This window comes from Rhodococcus sp. 1168, assembly GCF_002091955.1.
Lineage (GTDB): Bacteria > Actinomycetota > Actinomycetes > Mycobacteriales > Mycobacteriaceae > Rhodococcoides.
The window spans coordinates 55,332-73,289 of record NZ_MKKY01000055.1 but is presented as its reverse complement, the minus strand read 5'-3'; the positions used below and the strand labels follow the sequence as shown (position 1 = coordinate 73,289).

Below are 17,958 nucleotides of genomic sequence, written 5' to 3'. Positions count from 1 at the left end.
CGTGCAGCGGGAGAATCTCGTGCAGTCCATCGGTATAGACCTGGGGACCACCTATTCCTGTGTGTTCAGCCGCGCTCAGGGTGCCGAACGCCTCATTGCGGCGGCCGACGGTGGCGACCTCACACCATCGGTCGTGTATTTCGACCCCGACGGTTCAGTGTTGGTCGGGACGGAAGCCAAGTCGTATGTGGCAAGCGATCCAGACAATGTTGTGCTCGGCATAAAGCGGCAGATGGGGAAGGAATTTCAACTCGAGTACGGCGGCCGCACTCTGACGCCCGAGGGTATTTCAGCGCTGATCCTCAAGCGATTGGCAAAGGATGCCGCAGACGCGTTGGGGTGCCGCGCCGAGGAGCTCAAAGCCGTGATTACTGTTCCCGCCTATTTCGGCGTCGCCGAGAAGGAAGCCACACACGCAGCTGCGAAGATTGCGGGCCTGCACTGTCTGGAGCTTTTGGCCGAACCCGTCGCTGCCGCGTACGCGTATGGGGCGCATACGGAATCGGCTAGTACGTCACTGGTCTTCGACCTCGGCGGTGGGACTTTCGATGTCGCGATAATCGGATTCGACCGTGGGAGCCCGCGGATTTGGGCGGTCGACGGCGAGACACGATTGGGCGGCTTGGACTGGGATTTGCGCTTAGCTGATCTATTGTGGGAGCAGGTCGAAGCGCAAACCGGCAATGACGATATCCGCGACGACGACGAGTTCGTCGCTGCTCTGAACTCGGCGTCGGAGCAGGTGAAACGTCAACTTAGTCAGTCAGCCTCAGCGCCGAAGACGATCCGGCATGGCAAACACAAGTTTGCCCTGTCGGTCCTGCGCACGGACTTCGAGACCGCCACTCGCGACCTGGTTCTGCAATGCAGGCAAAGCGTCGAACGTGTCTGCGGTGCTGCGACTGCCCTCGGCGCGCCACCTATCAGCCGGGTCCTGCTGGTAGGCGGTTCGACCCGCATGCCGATGATCCGGGTCTTCCTGAGCGATTTATTGAAGGTGCCGGTCGAGATAGATGACCCCGATGAGGCCGTCGCACGAGGTGCTGCTGTCCTGGCGGAGCAACTTACTGTCCCGCCGATTTTGAGGGGGACCACTGCGGCGGCGGCGCCTCGGATCACACCCGTTTTGCCGAGGGCGCTCGGAGTGTACGTGCATTCCAGCGCGGAGCCTTGGCGCCCTGACCCCTACGTGCGAAATGCTCTCACCGCGAACACCCAGCTCCCGATTGTTGCGCACCAAGTCTCGGTTGCAACGATCTTGGACAATCAGGACAAGGCGCGGATTCAGCTTTACGAGCAAGGCGGTGCCCTGGTGTCCGAGCGGCCGGAGGACAACAGGTTGGTATTCGACTGCGAGGTATCCGACATCCCTCGCGCCAACGGCGGCACTGAGATCCGCCTATTGGTTTCCATCGGGATCGACGGCCGCATCACAGCCGAGGCGCGCAGCTACAAAAACAAACTCCTCCCGATGGAGGCATTCATCGAGGGCGTGCTCGATGACAACGAAGTAGCAAAGCAAGCTCAGGCAATTGCCGGATTCATACTGGCGGACTAGGAGTTTCGTGTGGCTGGATGGACGAAGAAGCGGTTTCACGCCGAACCCGTCACGGAGTGTCCACCCGGGCCGAACCTCGGAAGGCTTCAGGCGAGCCTGTCGGGAGTAGTCATTCTAGCCCTCGACGTAAGCGGTTCGATGTCTGGCAGCCGACTGGAGCAGGCGCGCAAGGGATGTCGACAGTTCGCGAACGAGGCGGTCGCAGAGGGGTATTCGGTCGGCGTGATCCTGTGGCACCAGGGCATCGATGCGATCTCTAGACCGGAGCGATCACCGCGGAATGCGATTGCACTGCTCGAGGCGGCGCGAGCGGGGGGTGGGAACGATTTCGTGCCTACGCTTCGTGGCGCTCATGCCGTCCTCATGGCGATGCCAGCAGCCGATCGGGTACTTGCGGTTTTCGGTGATGGTGATCTTGGGAACAAGCAGGCCGCGATCGCGGCGTCAAAACCATTGATCGCCGACAACATTCGTATCATCACCTGCGGGCTGGGCGACGCAAGCGCCGCTCAACTGGACGTCATCTCCACGGAGAAGGCCGGTTCTCCACGGTCGGCCGGGTCGGAGACCATCGCGGATTCGATCGCATCGATGGCGCGCGGGTTGGTGCGGAAGGCCTGACGCCGGTCGTTACAGGCGCACGCTGATCCCTAGCGAATCTCCAGTCTGCTTCAACGTGGAGTGCGCCGACACGCTGAGTTGCTTCAGTACGAGTAGCTGAAGCAGGCGCTTCTCTTCTGCCGAGGTCTGTGCCTTGTTGTGGAAGCTGGTGAAGAACACCGCACCCTTTCCATACTCGGCGTAGACCATCAACGGGCGATCGACTCCTGAGGCGCGTGATTCGAGAATAACTTCGCCCTTTCCAGGCAAAATCGTTGCCCACGAGCCCATGTCGAAATCGATGGTGAGCTCTCTCCCTATCAGTTCTCTGAGTTCGGGGTCGACGACCGACGTCTTGACCGGGCCCGAATTTCCTTGATGACCGCCGAACGAAAGTAGCTGTGGAAAGGCCGAGGCGATAGTCGCGTCGACATGATCGGACGCGTATACGCAACCGCCGTTGGACACAAAGTCGGCTAGGGCGGCAGGAACGATCTGATCCGGGGTGCCACAGTTGATGAACAGCAGCGCGCAATCGTAGCTGCCGTCGAACGCCTCGAACTTGACGTTCATCGAGATGAGAATTTCGCCGATGTTGTCAAAGCCCGGCGTGGTTACGTAAATCTTCCGGTTGTCGAGCCGCGCAAGATTTGGCCCGGGCGGAAACTCTGTCACTCCCGCCGATCCGAATGCGCGCCTATTCCACTTCATGGCCGCTCACATCTATCGTCCGGGGTGCGTTGCTGTTACGCCAATTTCGGTAGCCGAGGGCAACGTATGTACACACGGACAGGAGCACCGCTGCCGAGGCTACGGTCAAGGCGAATGTTCCGCCGTTAATCGCTTCTTGGGCCAGATATCCAGCCGCCGTTGTCACTGCCCCCCATGCTGCACAAGTGACGAGGTTCCAAACTGCGAACTGAGACAGCGGATACCGGGCGGCGCCCGCGATGTTTGGAACCGTCGATCGAGTTGCTGCGCTCCAGCGGCCGACCAATACGACGGCCACCGCGCGCCTGGCGATGAGGTCCTGTCCGTATCTCATCCAACTGCGGTACTTCATCTTTCGGCCGTTGAAACTGCGATCGCCGATCCAGTAACCAAGTCCATATCCCACAAGCCCGCCCAGGAAGGCGCCGGTCGTGACTGCCGACGCCTGAACAATTGGATTCACGCTCCCAGAGCCGGCAGCAAATCCACCTGCAATCGCGGCTGATTGACTAGGAACGAAGAATCCGAATGGCGCGATGCATGCTAGAAACGCCGCTAAGCCAGCGACAAGGACGACAAGGACGACAAGACGAGAGTCTATTCCGAGGTCAAGCCTGTCCATTGTCACTGCGCTATCCCCTTGTCCATGTCTAGGCGACCCTACCGAGCGGAGTCCAGGCGAGGAATCATTCAGTCGAATGACAATCATACGGCGCGCGGTTGTCGAGCCCTGAGAATCGCTTAGCCTGAATGCAGCAATTCGGCGACGGCTGAACGCGTGCAGTGAAAACGAAATTCCCTGTCGTGCTGAAGAATAAGACTTCTAACAGAACAAAATCTGACCGCACACGAAGGGCATATCGCAGATGCAACTATCTCTCACCCGCCCCCTTGCTGCGACAAGGTTGGACGGCCCCAACCTCGTGTCGTCCGCCGGGTTGATTCCGGTGATGGCTTTGGCGCACCGATCGGCCCGGTCGGACTGGCGCAGGAGCGTCTGTCGGTGCCGACCGACAAGGGATCGAACCGGGATGCAAGGTCGGATCCCTGGTCGCGGAGATGATCGGCGGCGACTTCGAGGTTTCGAGAGAAACTCTCTGACTAAGACCGGTCCATGTTAAGCCAAACATACGACTAGACATCGCGAATTCTCGGTGTAACCATTCCATTGCACCCACCGGAAAGGGATCGATCACCATGGCTTTTGGCAGTAAACCACGCGCCCCAAAATTGCAGATTCAAGTCGAATTCGACCACGCTGGTCGAACCTACCGTGTCGAACTGCCCGGCACTGAGTACAAGGATGCCGAACCGCACCCGCTCAATGTCAGTGAATTTTACAGTGGTGTATGGAAGCTGAACGATCTAACCTCCGGTGCCGTAATCTATGGAAACCTGTCCAATTTTGGCCCGATCCGGTTGGTGACTCAACAGATTCAGTAACCCGCGCCCACCAATCTCGATCTTTCTCCGGTTTCCTGTAGCGTCCTCGCGCCTTCGGTTCAAAGCGGAGCTGGCAGTGGACCATCCTGCACTTGTGGGGCAATTTGCAGAAATTCGAGGCAGGTCTGACCGGCGATAGTACGAATCTTTCTGTGCCACATAGCCCCACCACCAAGTTCCCGTTCGTCAGTCTCCACGGTGCGACCTAGGTGGCACCCCGAACTCTGGTCGATGCGATGACAGGCCGGGCTGTGTCGATGAAGTTTTCGAGCTCGACAGTGCATGGGGTTGACGGCACCGGATTGAGGCCCTGAGCGAAACGTTTTCTCTCAGCACTGTTCGAACTCTACGACGACCGCGACTTGCTGGCCAGTAGCGCTGTTATCGCAGCGCTACTGGGCCGGGGAGCCGACGCCTGTCCACGCTCTGATCTTTCAGCGGGGACCACGCGGGCAATTACTTCACGCAGCCGCGGCTCCTGCTTTGCCCAATCTCGTCGTGAGATTGCCGCCCACCGTCGCCGTGCACGGGCTCTCTTCAGCCCCATACGGGGCGAGCGTCGGGCTTCGCATCACCGTCGGCTGACATCGTCCATCTCTCTTACTCCCCTCGCGCTCGTCTGCGGTCCGCTGGGGAGAAAGCCGATACCGAGCACGCATCGACACCGGCCGATCGCTTTCGATGCTGGTAGTCCGCCACCGAATCGAAGGCTGCCGTCACGCCGACCGACGTAGAAACATACGTCATCGACTTGTCGCGCTGAAAGCCCAGATCGGCACCCACCTTGACGGCGTCGATGTTCGATCCCAAGAACACGAAGTCCCAGCTGTACTCGGCTTCCTGCCGCTCGATCAATTCCCGCACAGCAGCATTCGTCCACTCCCGGCTTGCGTTCTCGTGACCGTCGGTCATCACGAGAACGGTCACCGAGCCGGGACGCTCGTCCTCCGGTATCACGGCCAGCCCGGCACCGACCTCGCTCCCAAGCCGGCCGATCGCGTCGTACAACGCGGTGCTGCCCCGCGGATCGAGCACATCGTCCGGCCCTCGGCCTCACGCTCCTTGCTGATGAACGAGTCGAATCCGCCGCGGGTGTCGTCGGCGATGGAATGCATCGAACCGGACCGGTCGAGCAAAGCTGCAACGAGAGAGAGTGTCGGGTTGGTCATGATTTCCTTCCGTAGGACGCAGCCGAAACTGCGTCGAATGAATGGATTGAGAGATAACGGAAGAGCGGTTGACGACCGCTACCGCAGCCCAACCGTCGTACCGCCCGAGAAGGCGGAATCATGCAGCTCGATCTCAGCAGGCACGGTCCCGACGGGAACGTCGAACACGACCGTTGTGTCCAGCGCGTTGCCCGGGTTGATCTGTTCGTAGCCGATGCCCTCGTCGAGGTAGGCAGTCGCGAGGCTGTCGACCGAGTACTGCTTGCCGTCGGCGTCGAGCAACTTCTGCGACGACGCGTCCAAGCTCTGTGCTCGGTCGCCGATGTTGCGCGCGGAGATCTTGACCTGAACGAACTCGCCCTGAGCGGTCTGCGTCAGATACTCCGAGCCGACCGTCGAGACGGGTGGCGCGACGGCCGTGACGACGAACTCGAACTTGCCGTCGCGCACCGGGACGCCAATCCCCGGCGCACTCGGCTCGGCCGGGGCCGCAGGAGCCGCTTCCTCCGACGCCGAGGATCCGGCCGGCGCAGGAGCCGTCGGGGTCTCCGAGGAACCGCCGCCGATGAGCCGGATGAGGACACCCAGCACGACGATCGCCAAGATGACGGTCAGGATCTTGTGTCGCGCAAACCAGCTCTTCTTCTGCTCCGGAGCGGGCGGGGTGTACTGCTGCTGGGGGTTCGGGCTGTTGGTGGTCATGTCGAAATTCCTCTCGGTTGGCGATGCATCAACCACACCGCAGTCGGCCCTGTCCGCGCCTCGGCTGACCGGTCGGTGCCCCTCCTCCTTTCGGTCGCATCCGGTTGGTGATGTGGGCCGATCGGACGATCCGCCGTGTCGGTGCTCGGCCGTACGCTTGCGTTCGTGATCACCCACCGGACAGGCACCCTGCGCCGAAAAGCCTGGACCACAGTAGCGGTGGCCTTCAGCCTGTTCTGCTCGATCATGACCGCCGGGTTGGCGGGATCGTCCGGCACGCCGGGGTGGAATCTAGGCATCGGCGTCGCGCTCAACCTCGTCGCGGGCATCGCGTTGATCTGGCGACACGAGCGGCCATGGATCGTTCTGGGACTGGCGCTGGCCGGGCCGCTGTTCTTCGCCACCGATGCGACGGCAGCGTTGATCGCCCTGTTTGCTGTCGGTGCGTTCGCGCGAACCAGGCCGCTGGTGATTGCTGCCGTCGCGGTGTTCGTCGCGTGCGGGGTGTCGTTGACGTACGACGCGCATCGCAGTCGGTACTACTCCGTGCTGACCCTCGGCTCGACCAAGACCAAAGATGGGTCGACGCCGGTCGAGTGGGACGTCGCGGCGTGGATTCCGTGGGTGGTCGCAGCTGTACTCGTCGGGTTGGTCGTGGGTGGAGCAATGCTGCGCCGCACACGATCCGACCTGACGGCGGCCGTGGTCACGCGGGACAAGGTGACGGTGGAGTCCAACGCACTTCGTGAGGAGATGCTGCTCAATGCGGAACGCGCCCGCATCGCCCGCGACATGCACGACACCCTCGCCGCCAGCCTCAGCCGCATCTCGTTGTTTGCAGGCGGAATGCAAGTCAACAGTGCCGATGGGCCCGAGAAGGTAGCCCAGACAGCGTCGATGATTCGGCAGACTGCGCACGATGCGCTAGATGAGCTCAAGCGCATCATCGGTGTGCTGCGCGGATCGGCCGATGCCTCAGGCGGTGGCCGGCAGAGCGTCGAGGGCATCTCCGATCTGGTGCACTCGGCGCGGGGCGCGGGTTTGCACACGTCGCTGATGCTCGACGTGACACCCGGTGAGATCGGTTCTGCGAGCAGTCATGTGACGTACCGGGTGGTGCAGGAATCGCTTACCAATGCGCACAAGCATGCCGCCGGATCGACCGTTCGGGTGGCGGTGCACGGGTCCGATCAGACGGGTGTTCGCGTCGATGTGCGCAATCAGCTGTTGCGGCAACCGCCGTTTGAGCATGGTTCGGGTACGGGGTTGGCGGGATTGGCCGAACAGGTCCGCGGGGTGGGCGGGACGTTCAGTGCCGGCGTGCAGCCGGGTGAATTTGTGGTCTCGTGCTGGCTGCCGTGGTACTCCTGACGGACGGTGTCGGAGACGCGTTCTAAGCTCAGGGCACCATGACAGCGCCAGCCGTGATTACAGTTCTGATCGTCGACGACGACCCCTTCGTTCGTCGTGGAGTGACGGACATCTTCGCGAAGACCCCGGACATTTCGGTGGTGGCCGACGTGGAGGACGGCGACCAGGTTCCCGCTGCAGTGACGGCGTTCCGGCCGCACGTGGTGCTGATGGATCTTCAGATGCGACGGGTCGGCGGGCTGGACTCCACCCGCGAATTGATGACGCTGACCCATCCCCCGAAAGTCATTGCAATGACGGCGATGGATGTGGACGATCTGGTGATACGCGCCATCGAGGCCGGGGCGCACAGCTTTCTGAGCAAAAGCGAGGCACCCGAAACGTTTCATCAGTCGGTTCGAGCAGTGGCATCCGGCAACACGTTGTTCAGTGAAGATTCGCTGCGGAAAATCGTCGCAACATCGGTGTTGCCGACGGCCCCGAATTCGATGTCGATGGACGTGCTGAGCCCGCGGGAGCGAGATGTACTGCGCATCTTGGCTACTGGTTCGACCAATGCGGACATCTCCTCCGAGCTCTACCTCAGCGAGACGACGGTGAAGACCCATATTTCCGGGATATTCGTGAAACTCGGTGTGCGCAATCGGGTCGAGGCTGCACTGGCTGCCTTTCGGGCAGGAATGGTCACGTGAGCGAAGGCGACCCGGAAACGTCGCACACGGGGGGCCTCGCAACACCTATGTTTCCGACGGACCGATGTTCCACGTTGCCAGTCCCCCGCCTGCTTCGCTGACGACCTTCATTCCCCCCGGGACCAGCCACGGTCCACGCTTCGAAGTCAGGGTCAGCGGGCACCGTCAGGGTCGTGTGCCCACTCAGTAGAAGAGTCAGCGTACCGTCGACCGCTGCGTGCGCGTCTTCGATGGCTTTGCCAATCAGGTCTCTGAACGCAGGGTTGGACGACAACTCTTCGTCAGGGACTCCTTCGAACCGGCCGGCCTGCGAATCATCCACTCGGAACGTCGATTCGATCCGAATCTCGAATCCGCCCGAGGTAACCAACAGGAACGAAAAGCCGAAGTCGACCGTGACAACAGTCTGGGCGACCAGAGGAATTTGCACGCTACCAACCCTTCGGAACTGCGAACGAACCGTCGGGCTCGATCGGAATGTGAGTAGAAGACTGAGGGTCCGGCTTTCCGTCCGTCCGGCGATCGCGTCCATGCATCGATCGCGTAGACAGCCTTCACGGTGCCCCGATGCACGGCAAAAACGTAGTCCGGTGCGCCCGGTCCGGGTGTCGTCCGGCTCGCTGCGACCTTCCACCATCGACGAGTCGCCTCATACAGTTCCGCCGCGAACCCCGGCGAGGACTCTGCGGTAGTCGGGTAGGGGCGTGTCAGCTTGATCAGTACAACTTTGTGTGAGGGATCTACAGCAGCACTATTGTTCTCCATCTTTAATGGGCTATGGACGTTGCCGCAGACGGAATACACCCGATGTGCCGAAAACCGTGCGGCGGCCAGCTTGTGAGACCACAATTCTCAGAACACGGATGTCAACACTTCGATCGTTCCTTCGAAGTGGCTACCAGGCTCTGCGTCGGCCGGAGAGTAGTTGTACCGATACCGCGCCGGTTCCAAAAGACGATCCCGCGCCGACTGCGCCGTCAACGGTCCACTTGGAAACGCGGTCACAATCCGGACGTCGTCACCGGCCACCGAGCCGTACAGTAGCGCAGTCGAATTGGTCACGGGGTCGCATACGTACACGGTGCGCATACGCCGCCGAAGATCAATGAAGTCGTCGAAGGCAAGAACAGTCCGACTGTCTGCAGTCGGTTCGGTCAAAATCGGTAACACCACTGACGCAACACGTTCCATCAGCGGCAACGAGGATGCAGGCGGAAAGAAGAACGACGACTCGAGCCCGAACGCATTCGCCAGATCGGCAGTCAACCACCTTTTCCGCTTCAGTCCGTACGGAGTTTCGACCGACGACAGCAAATAACCGTAAACGTGCATCAGACCTGCATGCCCGATGGGAAATGCGAGTCCATCAGACACGCCACGATGCAACCACGAGAAGACCCGCTCGTCGAACACTGGCGCTTTCACGTTGTCATCGATGACTGTGGACGAAGCCCACTTCGCCATCTCGGCGGGGTCAGACCTCGACGCCACGACTTGTTCGCCAAACCAATCTGAGTCGAGGTCAGCGAGGGCGGGACCGCCATCGACTTGATTGCTGATGGCACGCTCGATGCCTGACAGCACGAAGGAGATGTCCTCCACGAGTGACTCCTTCCCCAAGCGGCGAAACCTAGCAGAGCAAGTACCAACTTAGTATCGCGACATGACCGACCCACCCGTCGGAGGGGTTCCATGAACCGAGACCTTCCGACTGCTGGCCCACCTTTGACCGGCCAGATCGAATGGGGAATATCTGCGCGGGTTCAACCACGACCCCTCTCTGCCCACGCAAGCGAACAATCTCGGTATCCCGTCGACCCCAGGTAAGCGGAGCTCCTCGCCGACGACGAACAACGTCGTGCCCCCGCACTTAGGGAGGTCGCCTTTGCAATTAACGGGATGTCGACCGAAAAGAAGAGTCGTTCGACTGCACTCAGCGCTGATCTCCGAACTGGGGTGTACGCCGCACAGCGACAAACAGTCATGGCGGGATCGTCGAACACGTGGACCGTATGCGCGTTGCGAGCATTGACGACAGACCTGTCGGTACCCCCGTGTACACATGAGGTTGCAGGTAGTCCACACCACTTGATGCCATTCTTGCCGACTTTCTCGGCAGCCCCCTTCGCTCCACTCAGAGGAGAAACTATGGAACAAACATCCTTCGGGCCCAACGGCATGTCCACCGTTCGAGCCGAGTTCATGATCGCGATCGAGGTCGACCATCCATTGTCGGACCTATCGGCCGAACCTCAGCTCGCATTGCTTCACAGCGTCCACACACATGACGCGCACCTTGATGAGTCGGTGCTTGGGAATTCACGGATCGTCTTCCGATCCGACCACTGCGAGTGGTGGGACGCTGGGCGTCTCGCCCTTCGTGTCGAGAGGCTTGTCGCCAAGGTGTGCCCGACCATCGGAATCGAAATCTGCCGGGCGGATGTGTGGTTCGACGAACAGTTCTTCGATCACGAGCCCGACGGCCTCGGTGACCTGCCCGAGTGGAGCCGGCGGACCGATCCACGTATGCACGCCACCGTGATAGTGGAGGTCGAACCCGAGGGCGAGATCCCTCCCCGACTCCGAGACAGCGACCTGACACTCGTCAACCACAATCATCGCGATGCGAGATCGAGTCGGTCGTCCAGCGGCCGGCCGCAGATGATCGTCGAGCAGCGCTTCGATGCCGCCAGTGCCGCTATGTCGACGGCGAAGCCCGCGTACGCGATCGGCAAGTCTCGGTCGATCACTCGGATTCGATCGGTCCGGTCCGATATCTACCGCGCCGAAGTATCCACTCACGAGGTGAAACGCAGTCCTGTTACTGCGCAACAGATCCCGGAGTGGCATTACAACATCGACGACGAAGGCAACAGATTCGTAGTCGTCAACAACCTCCGCGTCCGCTTGGAGGGTTGGAGCGTGGAGAGTTCGGATGCCGACGGCATCGTTACAACGAGTGACTTCACCTTCGGCTGCATCTGGGCCGATCAGAGTGGTGTCGAGAACAGCGGCGACGACGGATGGGCGAAGGATGTTTGGGAAGCGCTGGTCGAACCTGGCTCACTTGTCGATGCCTTCATCGTCGATGGCCAGCGTATGGCAGTCGATCCGTGGGACTCGCTGAGCGCCTGGCTGATCGAATCCATGTACGCCAAGCCGGTCGGATTCATCATCGAGCTCGGTCCCAGTCACTACATCGCCGAAAGAGACGACGCCAAAGTAGTGTGCGCACAGGTTGTCGTCCTGAGCGACGGTGTGATGATGCTCAGACGCTCACGGACGGAACTCGGTCATCTGCTTCTTGCGGACTATTCGTCCGCGGGCCTGCGGCTCGACGAGTGGCAGCACGACGGCCACTTCGACGACTGCACAGATGGATACCTGTTCACCAAGGACATTCGACTGATCGCACGAACATGCATCGCGTGGTTCCGCATCAATTCTGGCATCAATACAACCGATGAGATCGGCTGCTCGTACCGACTTGCCGACGAGCTGCCCCGATTCTCGTGACCCACCTCCGAGCCTCATCGCTGCTGGGTCCATTCGAGGTGACCTGCTAGCGAATATGACCGGGTGGCAGACCAAGACTGCACGCAACTCGTTGGCGTCAAGCGTTATCGCGTATTTCGAAGGCAATCGTTCGCCTTTCTGTCGCAGCACTTCGCTCCCTGGTAGACCTCTCGGCAGCGAAATCCAAGTCTGGCCCGCCAGCGAAGGATTGAGGAAGAGCGTATACGGTCTGGCAATTTGTTGCTATCGGCCTTCAAGACGTCGATCGCAGCATCGGTCAGTTGATATCCGACTACCTCGTAGTTCGCCTTGTGGTTGACGTACCAATACCGCGTCGTGACGTTGTTTCCCGTTGTCAGTGCCAGCAGCCCGTACACGGGGAGCTGGAACTTGGTTCCGCCGTCGGTCGGTTCGGATTCGGAGAGCTTCTTGTACGACGTCGCCTGGCCGGACTTGTAGTCGGTAACCCGAATTCGTCCATCGGTGTGCCGATCGATCCGATCGATCTTGCCTGCGAACGCAATTTGCTCGCCCATCACATCGAGCAAAACCACGCCAGGCTTGACACCGAAATCCCGCTCGACGTGCGCCGGTGTTCACCCGTCGGCACGATCGGCCCGGTCGAGTTCGAACCACTCGGCGAGTTCGCGTTGTGGCAGCCAACCCGGCACATCGACGCGGGCGCCAGCAAGCACCTCTTCGGATAATTCGATGAGACGGTCGAGTGTGGCGTCGACGCCGTCGATCGTTCCCTGCACATAGCGTTCGAGTGAAAGGTGAATCAGATTGCCACGGGTCAGCGTATCGAGCTGCGCAGCATCGTCGGGATCTTCGAGCTTATCGACACCGAGAACCGCCTTGACGAAGAAACGGTAAGGACTGGCCACCCAGTCGTCGAACCGGCTCGTCGAGACCGGTGCGTCGAAGAACGTCACGGCGTTCTCGGTATGGGAGACATTGCCGTTGAAACGCGTGCACCGGCCGTGCAGCCTGTCGCTGCGAAGTCCCATTCCTGTAGCGACAATTGGGTCTTCGAGTGCGCCCCGCCGATCACGTGCCGAAACCTCGGCCAATGCCCGAAGTCGCCATTCAGTTTCCGATGCCGCACTGACCCCGATGCGATGGTCGACCGTTTGCGTCGAGACGTCGAACGATTCGACGGTGACGATGGCCTCGACGTCTGCAGTCTGCTTCCGCCAGTCGACGACGCCGATCTTGCTTCCGGACAAGGCAGCGAGTGTCGGCATGAGCCAGCGCGATGGCACCTTCTCCGCTCCCCCGCGCATACTCCCGCGTGGGAAGCACACGATGCGGCGCTCCGGCTCGATCGCGGCAAACCGACCCCAATCGACACCGGAGACGATCTCGACGCTCGACCGAGTCAGGCGTCGCAACGACAAGGGTGTTCCTGCGTCGTCGAACCCGGTTGCGCCCAACGCGACCTGGCGGCGCCACTGTTCACCGCGGTGGTTGCAGGCACGACCGTCCATGTCCACGCCGCCAACACCGCGGCGTAAGCGTGGTGCGCGGAGGTCAACGCGTACCCATACCGAGATCTGCGCGGTCCCCGACGACAAACTCGACGAAGAACGAGAACTGTTGTCACCGCTACCCTCTCGGCGGTTTATGATCGGACCACCACCGGTGACACGGAAGGTCTAACGCTTGCCCAATATAAGCAGGGCGGCCGACAAGCTCGCCGCTGTTCGTGCAGAATATCGGGTATGAGTGAATTGATTCCGGCGAATCAAAACCCGGATGACACAGTGTTCGTGTCAGAAGACGAATTCGGCACTGTGGTGGCAGGGTCGACGTCAGCCGTCGCAGAGTTCGTCGCAGAATGGCAAGGCAACTCCTCGCTCGCGCACCGCGAAGCAGTTCTACCGCCATCGGCGTTACGCAGAGTTCGTGCGGCGTGCGCCGGTGTCTTGAGATCACCTGATTCCGCGTCGTACCTAATCCGAGGCGATTCCTCATCCCCTGCACCAGGCGAGAGCGTGAGTTATCGACGCGTAACGAGGTCACTGGAGACCGGACGGTTCACCAGCAACACCCCTATTTCACCGGCGTCCCTGGCTGGCGGTCCACAAATCGCACTGGCAACCGCTGCTGTGATTTCTGCGCTCGAGTCCATGATCGAGCCTCTGCAGGAGAGCCTCAATCGAATCGAAGATACGACCGCCGACATTCTCAGGCTTGCCGATGCTGAGCGAACTGGTGATGTGTTTGGGCACAGACGTGTCCTGCAACGCCTTACCGGTGAGCTGGATAGCGGTGCTGTGTTGACGGAGACCGATTGGTCCAGCGTGGCCGCGCTCGGACCCGACCTCGAGATTGGAGTCGAGCGTCTGCGGAATTACAGCACACGCCTGCTGCTTGACTTGCGGGTCGACGTAGCGGCGGATGATCGTGCTGACCTTCTTGAGAAGGCTGTTCGGAAAGATCGCCTGGGTGAGACCCTTCAGCTTCTGTTGATTGCCCAGGAGTCTTTATTCCTCTGGCAGCGAATTAGGGTTGAACGAGTCGAACTTCGAGAGGACGACCACATCCCGCAGGTTTTGGAGAGTGCAAAGGCCACTCTGAGAGAGCACCTAGCAGCAGACGTCGTGCTAGTGGCAAATTTGCGCAGCACACTAGGCACGTACGGAACGTTGCGAGTATCGGAATTTCACCGAAAACTGTCAGCGCGGAGCCTCAAGAAGAACCTCACGCCGCTGCGTGCAGACATCGATTCGTTCGTGACAAGCCGGGCACTGCAGGTCGCCCGTTGGAACGAGCCGACGAACCCGGGGGTGCTCGATGCACTGCGTGCATTGAAAGCTGCCGGCGACAGCGCAGTCGATACAGGCGTGCAGACAGTCGGCAAAGCAGCGGAAGCGGTACAGCGGAGTACCGAGTCTTGGTCGGAAAGGCGGGCGCGCAAGTCTCAGCGACAGAATCCGGCGGATGACCAACTCGTCGAGCCTTAAAGATCAAGGTAATGTCGCGGCAACCGTAAACGAACTCGCTCGCCGACCAAATGATAGGCGGATCAGCAAGTCGTGAGCGGACGGACATTCCGTTGGAGATCCTCGACGCGTAACGGCCCCTGCATTCGAGAGGCAAGCTCATTTTCACGATGACTAGCAAGTCACCTTTTCGAGTTTGACTCGAACCGAACGGGTTGGCAGGTCCCCGATAGTATGACCACCGCGTTCTAGAGCCACGGTGCGATTGCGGTCAGTCGATCTCGCATGCGTCCATCAGCTGGTGCCGGTGGGTGCACTGGGCAGCGTACGCCCCCGCAGCGGGAGGGACCCCCAGGCCGGCGTCAGGTGCCCCAGCGAGGAATGCTGGTGCCGGTTGTTGTGGTCGTCCTTGAAGTCTTCGATCACCGCCTCCCCTTCGAGCAGGCTCATCCAGTGGTTTCGGTTCAAGTATTACCTCCGAAGTCGGTTATTGAACGACTCGATGTGCCCGTTGTTCCACGGATTTCCCGGCGGAATGTACGAAATTCCAATGCGGTTTGCGCAGAGCTGTTGCAGTGCAATGGAAATAGACTCCGGTCCGTTGTCCATCCACGCGCCAACAGTGGACCACCACATAACGCGAACGTCTTGTCCAGCTCGTCGGCCAACCGCTCAGCGGTGATAGAACACTTCACGATTTTCAGCAATGACAAGCGAGTGTGCTCGTCGATCATCGACGAGATTTTGATAGCCTTGCCGTCGAAGATGGAGTCGACCTGAAAGTTCATAGCCCACAACACATTCGGTACATCTGCTTCGATCTGCGGACAAGAGCTGACACCGGTACGTTTGCGTGGACGGTAGATGCGGACTTGCAGGCCCATTTCCTTCAACAGGCGGTGCACCTTGTTCTGTTCACCAGTGCGCCTTGATCGTGCCTCAGATACGCCCACGCGCGCCGAAACCCGCGCAAGGGGTTCTCGCCTGCGTAGGTAGGCAGTGCAGCTCTGAGATCGGAGTCCGGTCTGCCGGGACACGCCAGATGGAGCGCGAGAAAGGCATAAACTTAGGCATTTATTGAAACCGCCCTTTGGCTCTGATCTACAACGAGTCCGCGGAAGATCAACCGACATCTATTTGACGCCCAACTCTTCCGGGCAGTAGACGTCCATTGAATCGCTCATGAAAATCACGCCGTCAGCGAATCCATACTTATCAACGAACTCTTCTAACATGTTCGGTCGGTAGTCGCCAACCTTGATTCGCTCGCACACAAATCGACCACGCTCAATCATGACGTCGTCAGAAAGCGACGGCCACAGTTTGTGATCATCGGTGACCTCGATGTAACGCCTGTCGAGGTTGCCTTGCTTCTCCTGCTCTGCATTCTCAGACGCTATCTGCTCCACCGCTGCCGCGTTGGCTCTCGGTGCACCTTCAACATCGCTGCCACACCCTATGAGCAGGAGCGATCCGCCTACGGCTACGAGTAAGCCAGTACGCAGCAAGGTCGTGGTCATACAATGCTCCTACCGTGTCCGATTCGTTCTGAGTCGGATCGTAACGGAGTCCGACTACAGGAGTGTGGTCACCCGAAGTATCGCCAGAACTAGCAACAGTGCTACAAAAGGAAAGCCAAGAAAGCAGGCGTCGGATGACAGTATGAGCGCTGGCAGGTTCAGTTGCACGACACCTTCAGGCCTCAGTCATTCCTCTGAATGAACGTCCTCGCAACCTTTTTCGAGAGCCCCACCGCTCCCACTGGGTCATACGTCGACAGTGCGATCCCGAGCTGGTCCGCGTATGACGTTGGCCTTGTGCACGAGACGCCCATCGACGGTGTCCAAGGTGCGTCCGGCTGGGTCACTCATGGCGAACGCTTAACGTCGTCGATGTTCAAATTCCAAATAATTCGCCACGGTATTGTTACGAGATTCTGATACCAGTGTGGGACCGTGCATCTGCTGAATTTACGCCCCAGGAAAGCTGACTGATGCTCGATGCAATTTTGGACAGCACTCAACTCCGCAAGGTCGTACACGCTCCTAAGCCCTGTCCCAGGCGGGACGGGCGGTAGTCCGTACCGGAGCTGGAGTTCGTCGATCAGACCCTGCGTAGCAGGGACTTCCTCGCCATCACCATTTTTGGCGCCTCGGCCGGCGCCAGCGCCCAATAGCAAGGAGTATCGCCCGAGCACCAGCCCGTCCATAAGCGCATCCCAGGTCTCGTCAGACAAGCCCAGCACAGACAACTTCGCCTCCCCCGTGAACAAAATGTGAGCCTCGCGCGACCGACAAAGCTGCCGAGTAACCCACACGTCGTACAAACCCCGTTGCAAATGGCGTCCCGTCATTCATCCGAATGAACCACGCACGATATCTTTAGCATTGGTAAAAACGGTACCTATTTGTCCGATTCCGTTTCGGAACCACCCTTTCGGTGGGGTTGCCTATCGTTTTCAAAGTTGACGGCGTTGCCGCCACTAATTGGCCCGGTTATCCGGGCGATGGACGACGGAGTTCGGAGGACAGATGCAGGGTTTCGATCAGGAGCACAACCCGTTTCACACGGTGGTTGACGGGTTATCGAGGTTCATGCTGACCCTGCAGTCAATCTCGTACTCGTTCACAACGGCGTACCGCTGATCACAAGCGTCGAGGTTGTTAATCTTTCCTGCGCCGATGTGGTCGACGTCAAGGTTTCGGTTTAGCTGTTCGGGGCCGGTGCGAAGCTATCGCCGCGACGGGTCAACGTCCATGACTGCACTTTGCGCGCCGGTGAAAACGTCATGTGGTCCGGCTACTAGTCGATCGTCCCGTCGATCCCAAATCTACGTGCCATCAACGAGCCCCCCTGCGACGATCGCCGTCACAGTTTCGCGGTTGTGTGGTGAGTACATCCCACCTCAACGTCCCAATCTGCACACGTCATGGGCAACGGAGTCCAAATCAAGGTGGCACTGTTCACTGAGTGCATGCCACTTGCCGAGTGCTGGGGTGCCCAGATCACCAAGAAGTCGCACGAGGCCAGAGGCTTTGCGCCGCCCACGCTGGACAATGCGAACCGTCGTGTGTCGACGACATTCGACACGCATGCAGGAAGTCGAATTCTGATTCGGTCTTAACCGTCCTCGTGGTGGAGGTCGAACTCACGATGCCCGCATGCCAGACGTGCCATGTCCTCCGATCTATCCAGCCAAGGCTCACGACCTCCATCTCGTCTTCGCAGAGCTTTGCGTACCTCCGGTG

15 protein-coding genes and 2 pseudogenes are annotated in these 17,958 nt (G+C 59.9%); 7 read left to right on the top strand and 10 right to left on the bottom strand.

Going from position 1 to position 17,958, the window contains the following annotated elements; genetic code table 11:
• The first annotated feature begins 19 nt into the window (after positions 1-19).
• Both BJI47_RS10335 and BJI47_RS10330 read left to right on the top strand, forming a co-directional pair.
• Positions 20-1,558, top strand: coding sequence for an Hsp70 family protein (locus BJI47_RS10335; protein ID WP_217808523.1), 1,539 nt, complete (start codon positions 20-22; stop codon positions 1,556-1,558).
• Between the two features lie 9 nt (positions 1,559-1,567).
• A complete protein-coding gene (locus BJI47_RS10330) occupies positions 1,568-2,179 on the top strand; it encodes a vWA domain-containing protein (RefSeq protein ID WP_139804856.1) in 612 nt (203 codons plus the stop codon).
• A gap of 9 nt (positions 2,180-2,188) precedes the next feature.
• Here the strand turns inward: BJI47_RS10330 and BJI47_RS10325 are convergent, their stop codons facing one another.
• Positions 2,189-2,869, bottom strand: a complete 681-nt coding sequence (locus BJI47_RS10325; RefSeq protein WP_125458700.1) for a hypothetical protein — start codon at positions 2,867-2,869, stop codon at positions 2,189-2,191.
• Positions 2,856-3,491 carry a VTT domain-containing protein gene (locus BJI47_RS10320; protein ID WP_176224792.1) on the bottom strand — a complete coding sequence of 212 codons (636 nt, stop codon included), beginning with the start codon at positions 3,489-3,491 and terminating at the stop codon, positions 2,856-2,858. Before BJI47_RS10320 ends, BJI47_RS10325 begins: the two co-directional genes overlap by 14 nt.
• Positions 3,492-4,066: 575 nt before the next feature.
• Between BJI47_RS10320 and BJI47_RS10315 the strand changes: the two genes are divergently transcribed.
• Positions 4,067-4,312, top strand: a complete 246-nt coding sequence (locus BJI47_RS10315; protein ID WP_088943642.1) for a hypothetical protein — start codon at positions 4,067-4,069, stop codon at positions 4,310-4,312.
• A gap of 600 nt (positions 4,313-4,912) precedes the next feature.
• On the opposite strand, the gene BJI47_RS24555 is transcribed toward BJI47_RS10315, so the two are convergent.
• The 3 genes from BJI47_RS24555 to BJI47_RS10305 all read right to left on the bottom strand — a co-directional run bounded on the left by BJI47_RS24555 (position 4,913) and on the right by BJI47_RS10305 (position 6,183).
• Positions 4,913-5,224: a hypothetical protein gene (locus tag BJI47_RS24555; RefSeq protein ID WP_254900504.1), complete on the bottom strand. Its 312-nt coding sequence runs from the start codon at positions 5,222-5,224 to the stop codon at positions 4,913-4,915.
• A gap of 41 nt (positions 5,225-5,265) precedes the next feature.
• Positions 5,266-5,481 (bottom strand): hypothetical protein, encoded by a 216-nt coding sequence (locus BJI47_RS24550; RefSeq protein WP_254900503.1) that lies wholly within the window; start codon positions 5,479-5,481, stop codon positions 5,266-5,268.
• A gap of 78 nt (positions 5,482-5,559) precedes the next feature.
• Positions 5,560-6,183 carry a DUF4352 domain-containing protein gene (locus BJI47_RS10305; protein WP_088943761.1) on the bottom strand — a complete coding sequence of 208 codons (624 nt, stop codon included), beginning with the start codon at positions 6,181-6,183 and terminating at the stop codon, positions 5,560-5,562.
• A gap of 165 nt (positions 6,184-6,348) precedes the next feature.
• On the opposite strand from BJI47_RS10305, the gene BJI47_RS10300 reads away from it, so the two are divergent.
• On the top strand, positions 6,349-7,554 hold the full coding sequence (locus tag BJI47_RS10300; protein WP_368655883.1) for a sensor histidine kinase: 1,206 nt from the start codon (positions 6,349-6,351) through the stop codon (positions 7,552-7,554).
• A gap of 38 nt (positions 7,555-7,592) precedes the next feature.
• Positions 7,593-8,246 carry a response regulator transcription factor gene (locus BJI47_RS10295; RefSeq protein WP_088943640.1) on the top strand — a complete coding sequence of 218 codons (654 nt, stop codon included), beginning with the start codon at positions 7,593-7,595 and terminating at the stop codon, positions 8,244-8,246.
• Here the strand turns inward: BJI47_RS10295 and BJI47_RS24960 are convergent.
• Both BJI47_RS24960 and BJI47_RS10285 read right to left on the bottom strand, forming a co-directional pair.
• Positions 8,239-8,778, bottom strand: coding sequence for a DUF6188 family protein (locus tag BJI47_RS24960; RefSeq protein ID WP_088943639.1), 540 nt, complete (start codon positions 8,776-8,778; stop codon positions 8,239-8,241). The genes BJI47_RS10295 and BJI47_RS24960 overlap by 8 nt on opposite strands.
• A gap of 320 nt (positions 8,779-9,098) precedes the next feature.
• Positions 9,099-9,848 carry a hypothetical protein gene (locus tag BJI47_RS10285; protein WP_088943638.1) on the bottom strand — a complete coding sequence of 250 codons (750 nt, stop codon included), beginning with the start codon at positions 9,846-9,848 and terminating at the stop codon, positions 9,099-9,101.
• 546 nt (positions 9,849-10,394) lie between these two features.
• Between BJI47_RS10285 and BJI47_RS24545 the strand changes: the two genes are divergently transcribed.
• Positions 10,395-11,762, top strand: coding sequence for a hypothetical protein (locus BJI47_RS24545; protein ID WP_254900502.1), 1,368 nt, complete (start codon positions 10,395-10,397; stop codon positions 11,760-11,762).
• 104 nt (positions 11,763-11,866) lie between these two features.
• Here BJI47_RS24545 and BJI47_RS24540 read toward each other — a convergent pair.
• Positions 11,867-13,009: pseudogene (locus BJI47_RS24540) on the bottom strand (RecB family exonuclease).
• Positions 13,010-13,486: 477 nt separating this feature from the next.
• Here BJI47_RS24540 and BJI47_RS10265 point away from each other — a divergent pair.
• Positions 13,487-14,731, top strand: coding sequence for a hypothetical protein (locus BJI47_RS10265; protein ID WP_088943635.1), 1,245 nt, complete (start codon positions 13,487-13,489; stop codon positions 14,729-14,731).
• Positions 14,732-15,004: 273 nt separating this feature from the next.
• Here BJI47_RS10265 and BJI47_RS24535 read toward each other — a convergent pair.
• Both BJI47_RS24535 and BJI47_RS10255 read right to left on the bottom strand, forming a co-directional pair.
• A pseudogene (locus BJI47_RS24535) lies at positions 15,005-15,319 on the bottom strand (integrase core domain-containing protein).
• A gap of 524 nt (positions 15,320-15,843) precedes the next feature.
• On the bottom strand, positions 15,844-16,230 hold the full coding sequence (locus tag BJI47_RS10255; protein ID WP_088943633.1) for a DUF732 domain-containing protein: 387 nt from the start codon (positions 16,228-16,230) through the stop codon (positions 15,844-15,846).
• Positions 16,231-17,958: the final 1,728 nt, after the last annotated feature.

What these genes read in the sequence shown, in the direction of transcription:
- BJI47_RS10325 (WP_125458700.1), bottom strand. Translation starts at nt 2,869, where the DNA reads ATGAAGTGGAATAGGCGCGCATTCGGATCGGCGGGAGTGACAGAGTTT.
- BJI47_RS10320 (WP_176224792.1), bottom strand. Translation starts at nt 3,491, where the DNA reads ATGGACAGGCTTGACCTCGGAATAGACTCTCGTCTTGTCGTCCTTGTC.
- BJI47_RS10315 (WP_088943642.1), top strand. Translation starts at nt 4,067, where the DNA reads ATGGCTTTTGGCAGTAAACCACGCGCCCCAAAATTGCAGATTCAAGTC.
- BJI47_RS24555 (WP_254900504.1), bottom strand. Translation starts at nt 5,224, where the DNA reads ATGACCGACGGTCACGAGAACGCAAGCCGGGAGTGGACGAATGCTGCT.
- BJI47_RS24550 (WP_254900503.1), bottom strand. Translation starts at nt 5,481, where the DNA reads ATGACCAACCCGACACTCTCTCTCGTTGCAGCTTTGCTCGACCGGTCC.
- BJI47_RS10305 (WP_088943761.1), bottom strand. Translation starts at nt 6,183, where the DNA reads ATGACCACCAACAGCCCGAACCCCCAGCAGCAGTACACCCCGCCCGCT.
- BJI47_RS10295 (WP_088943640.1), top strand. Translation starts at nt 7,593, where the DNA reads ATGACAGCGCCAGCCGTGATTACAGTTCTGATCGTCGACGACGACCCC.
- BJI47_RS24960 (WP_088943639.1), bottom strand. Translation starts at nt 8,778, where the DNA reads ATGGACGCGATCGCCGGACGGACGGAAAGCCGGACCCTCAGTCTTCTA.
- BJI47_RS24545 (WP_254900502.1), top strand. Translation starts at nt 10,395, where the DNA reads ATGGAACAAACATCCTTCGGGCCCAACGGCATGTCCACCGTTCGAGCC.
- BJI47_RS10265 (WP_088943635.1), top strand. Translation starts at nt 13,487, where the DNA reads ATGAGTGAATTGATTCCGGCGAATCAAAACCCGGATGACACAGTGTTC.
- BJI47_RS10255 (WP_088943633.1), bottom strand. Translation starts at nt 16,230, where the DNA reads ATGACCACGACCTTGCTGCGTACTGGCTTACTCGTAGCCGTAGGCGGA.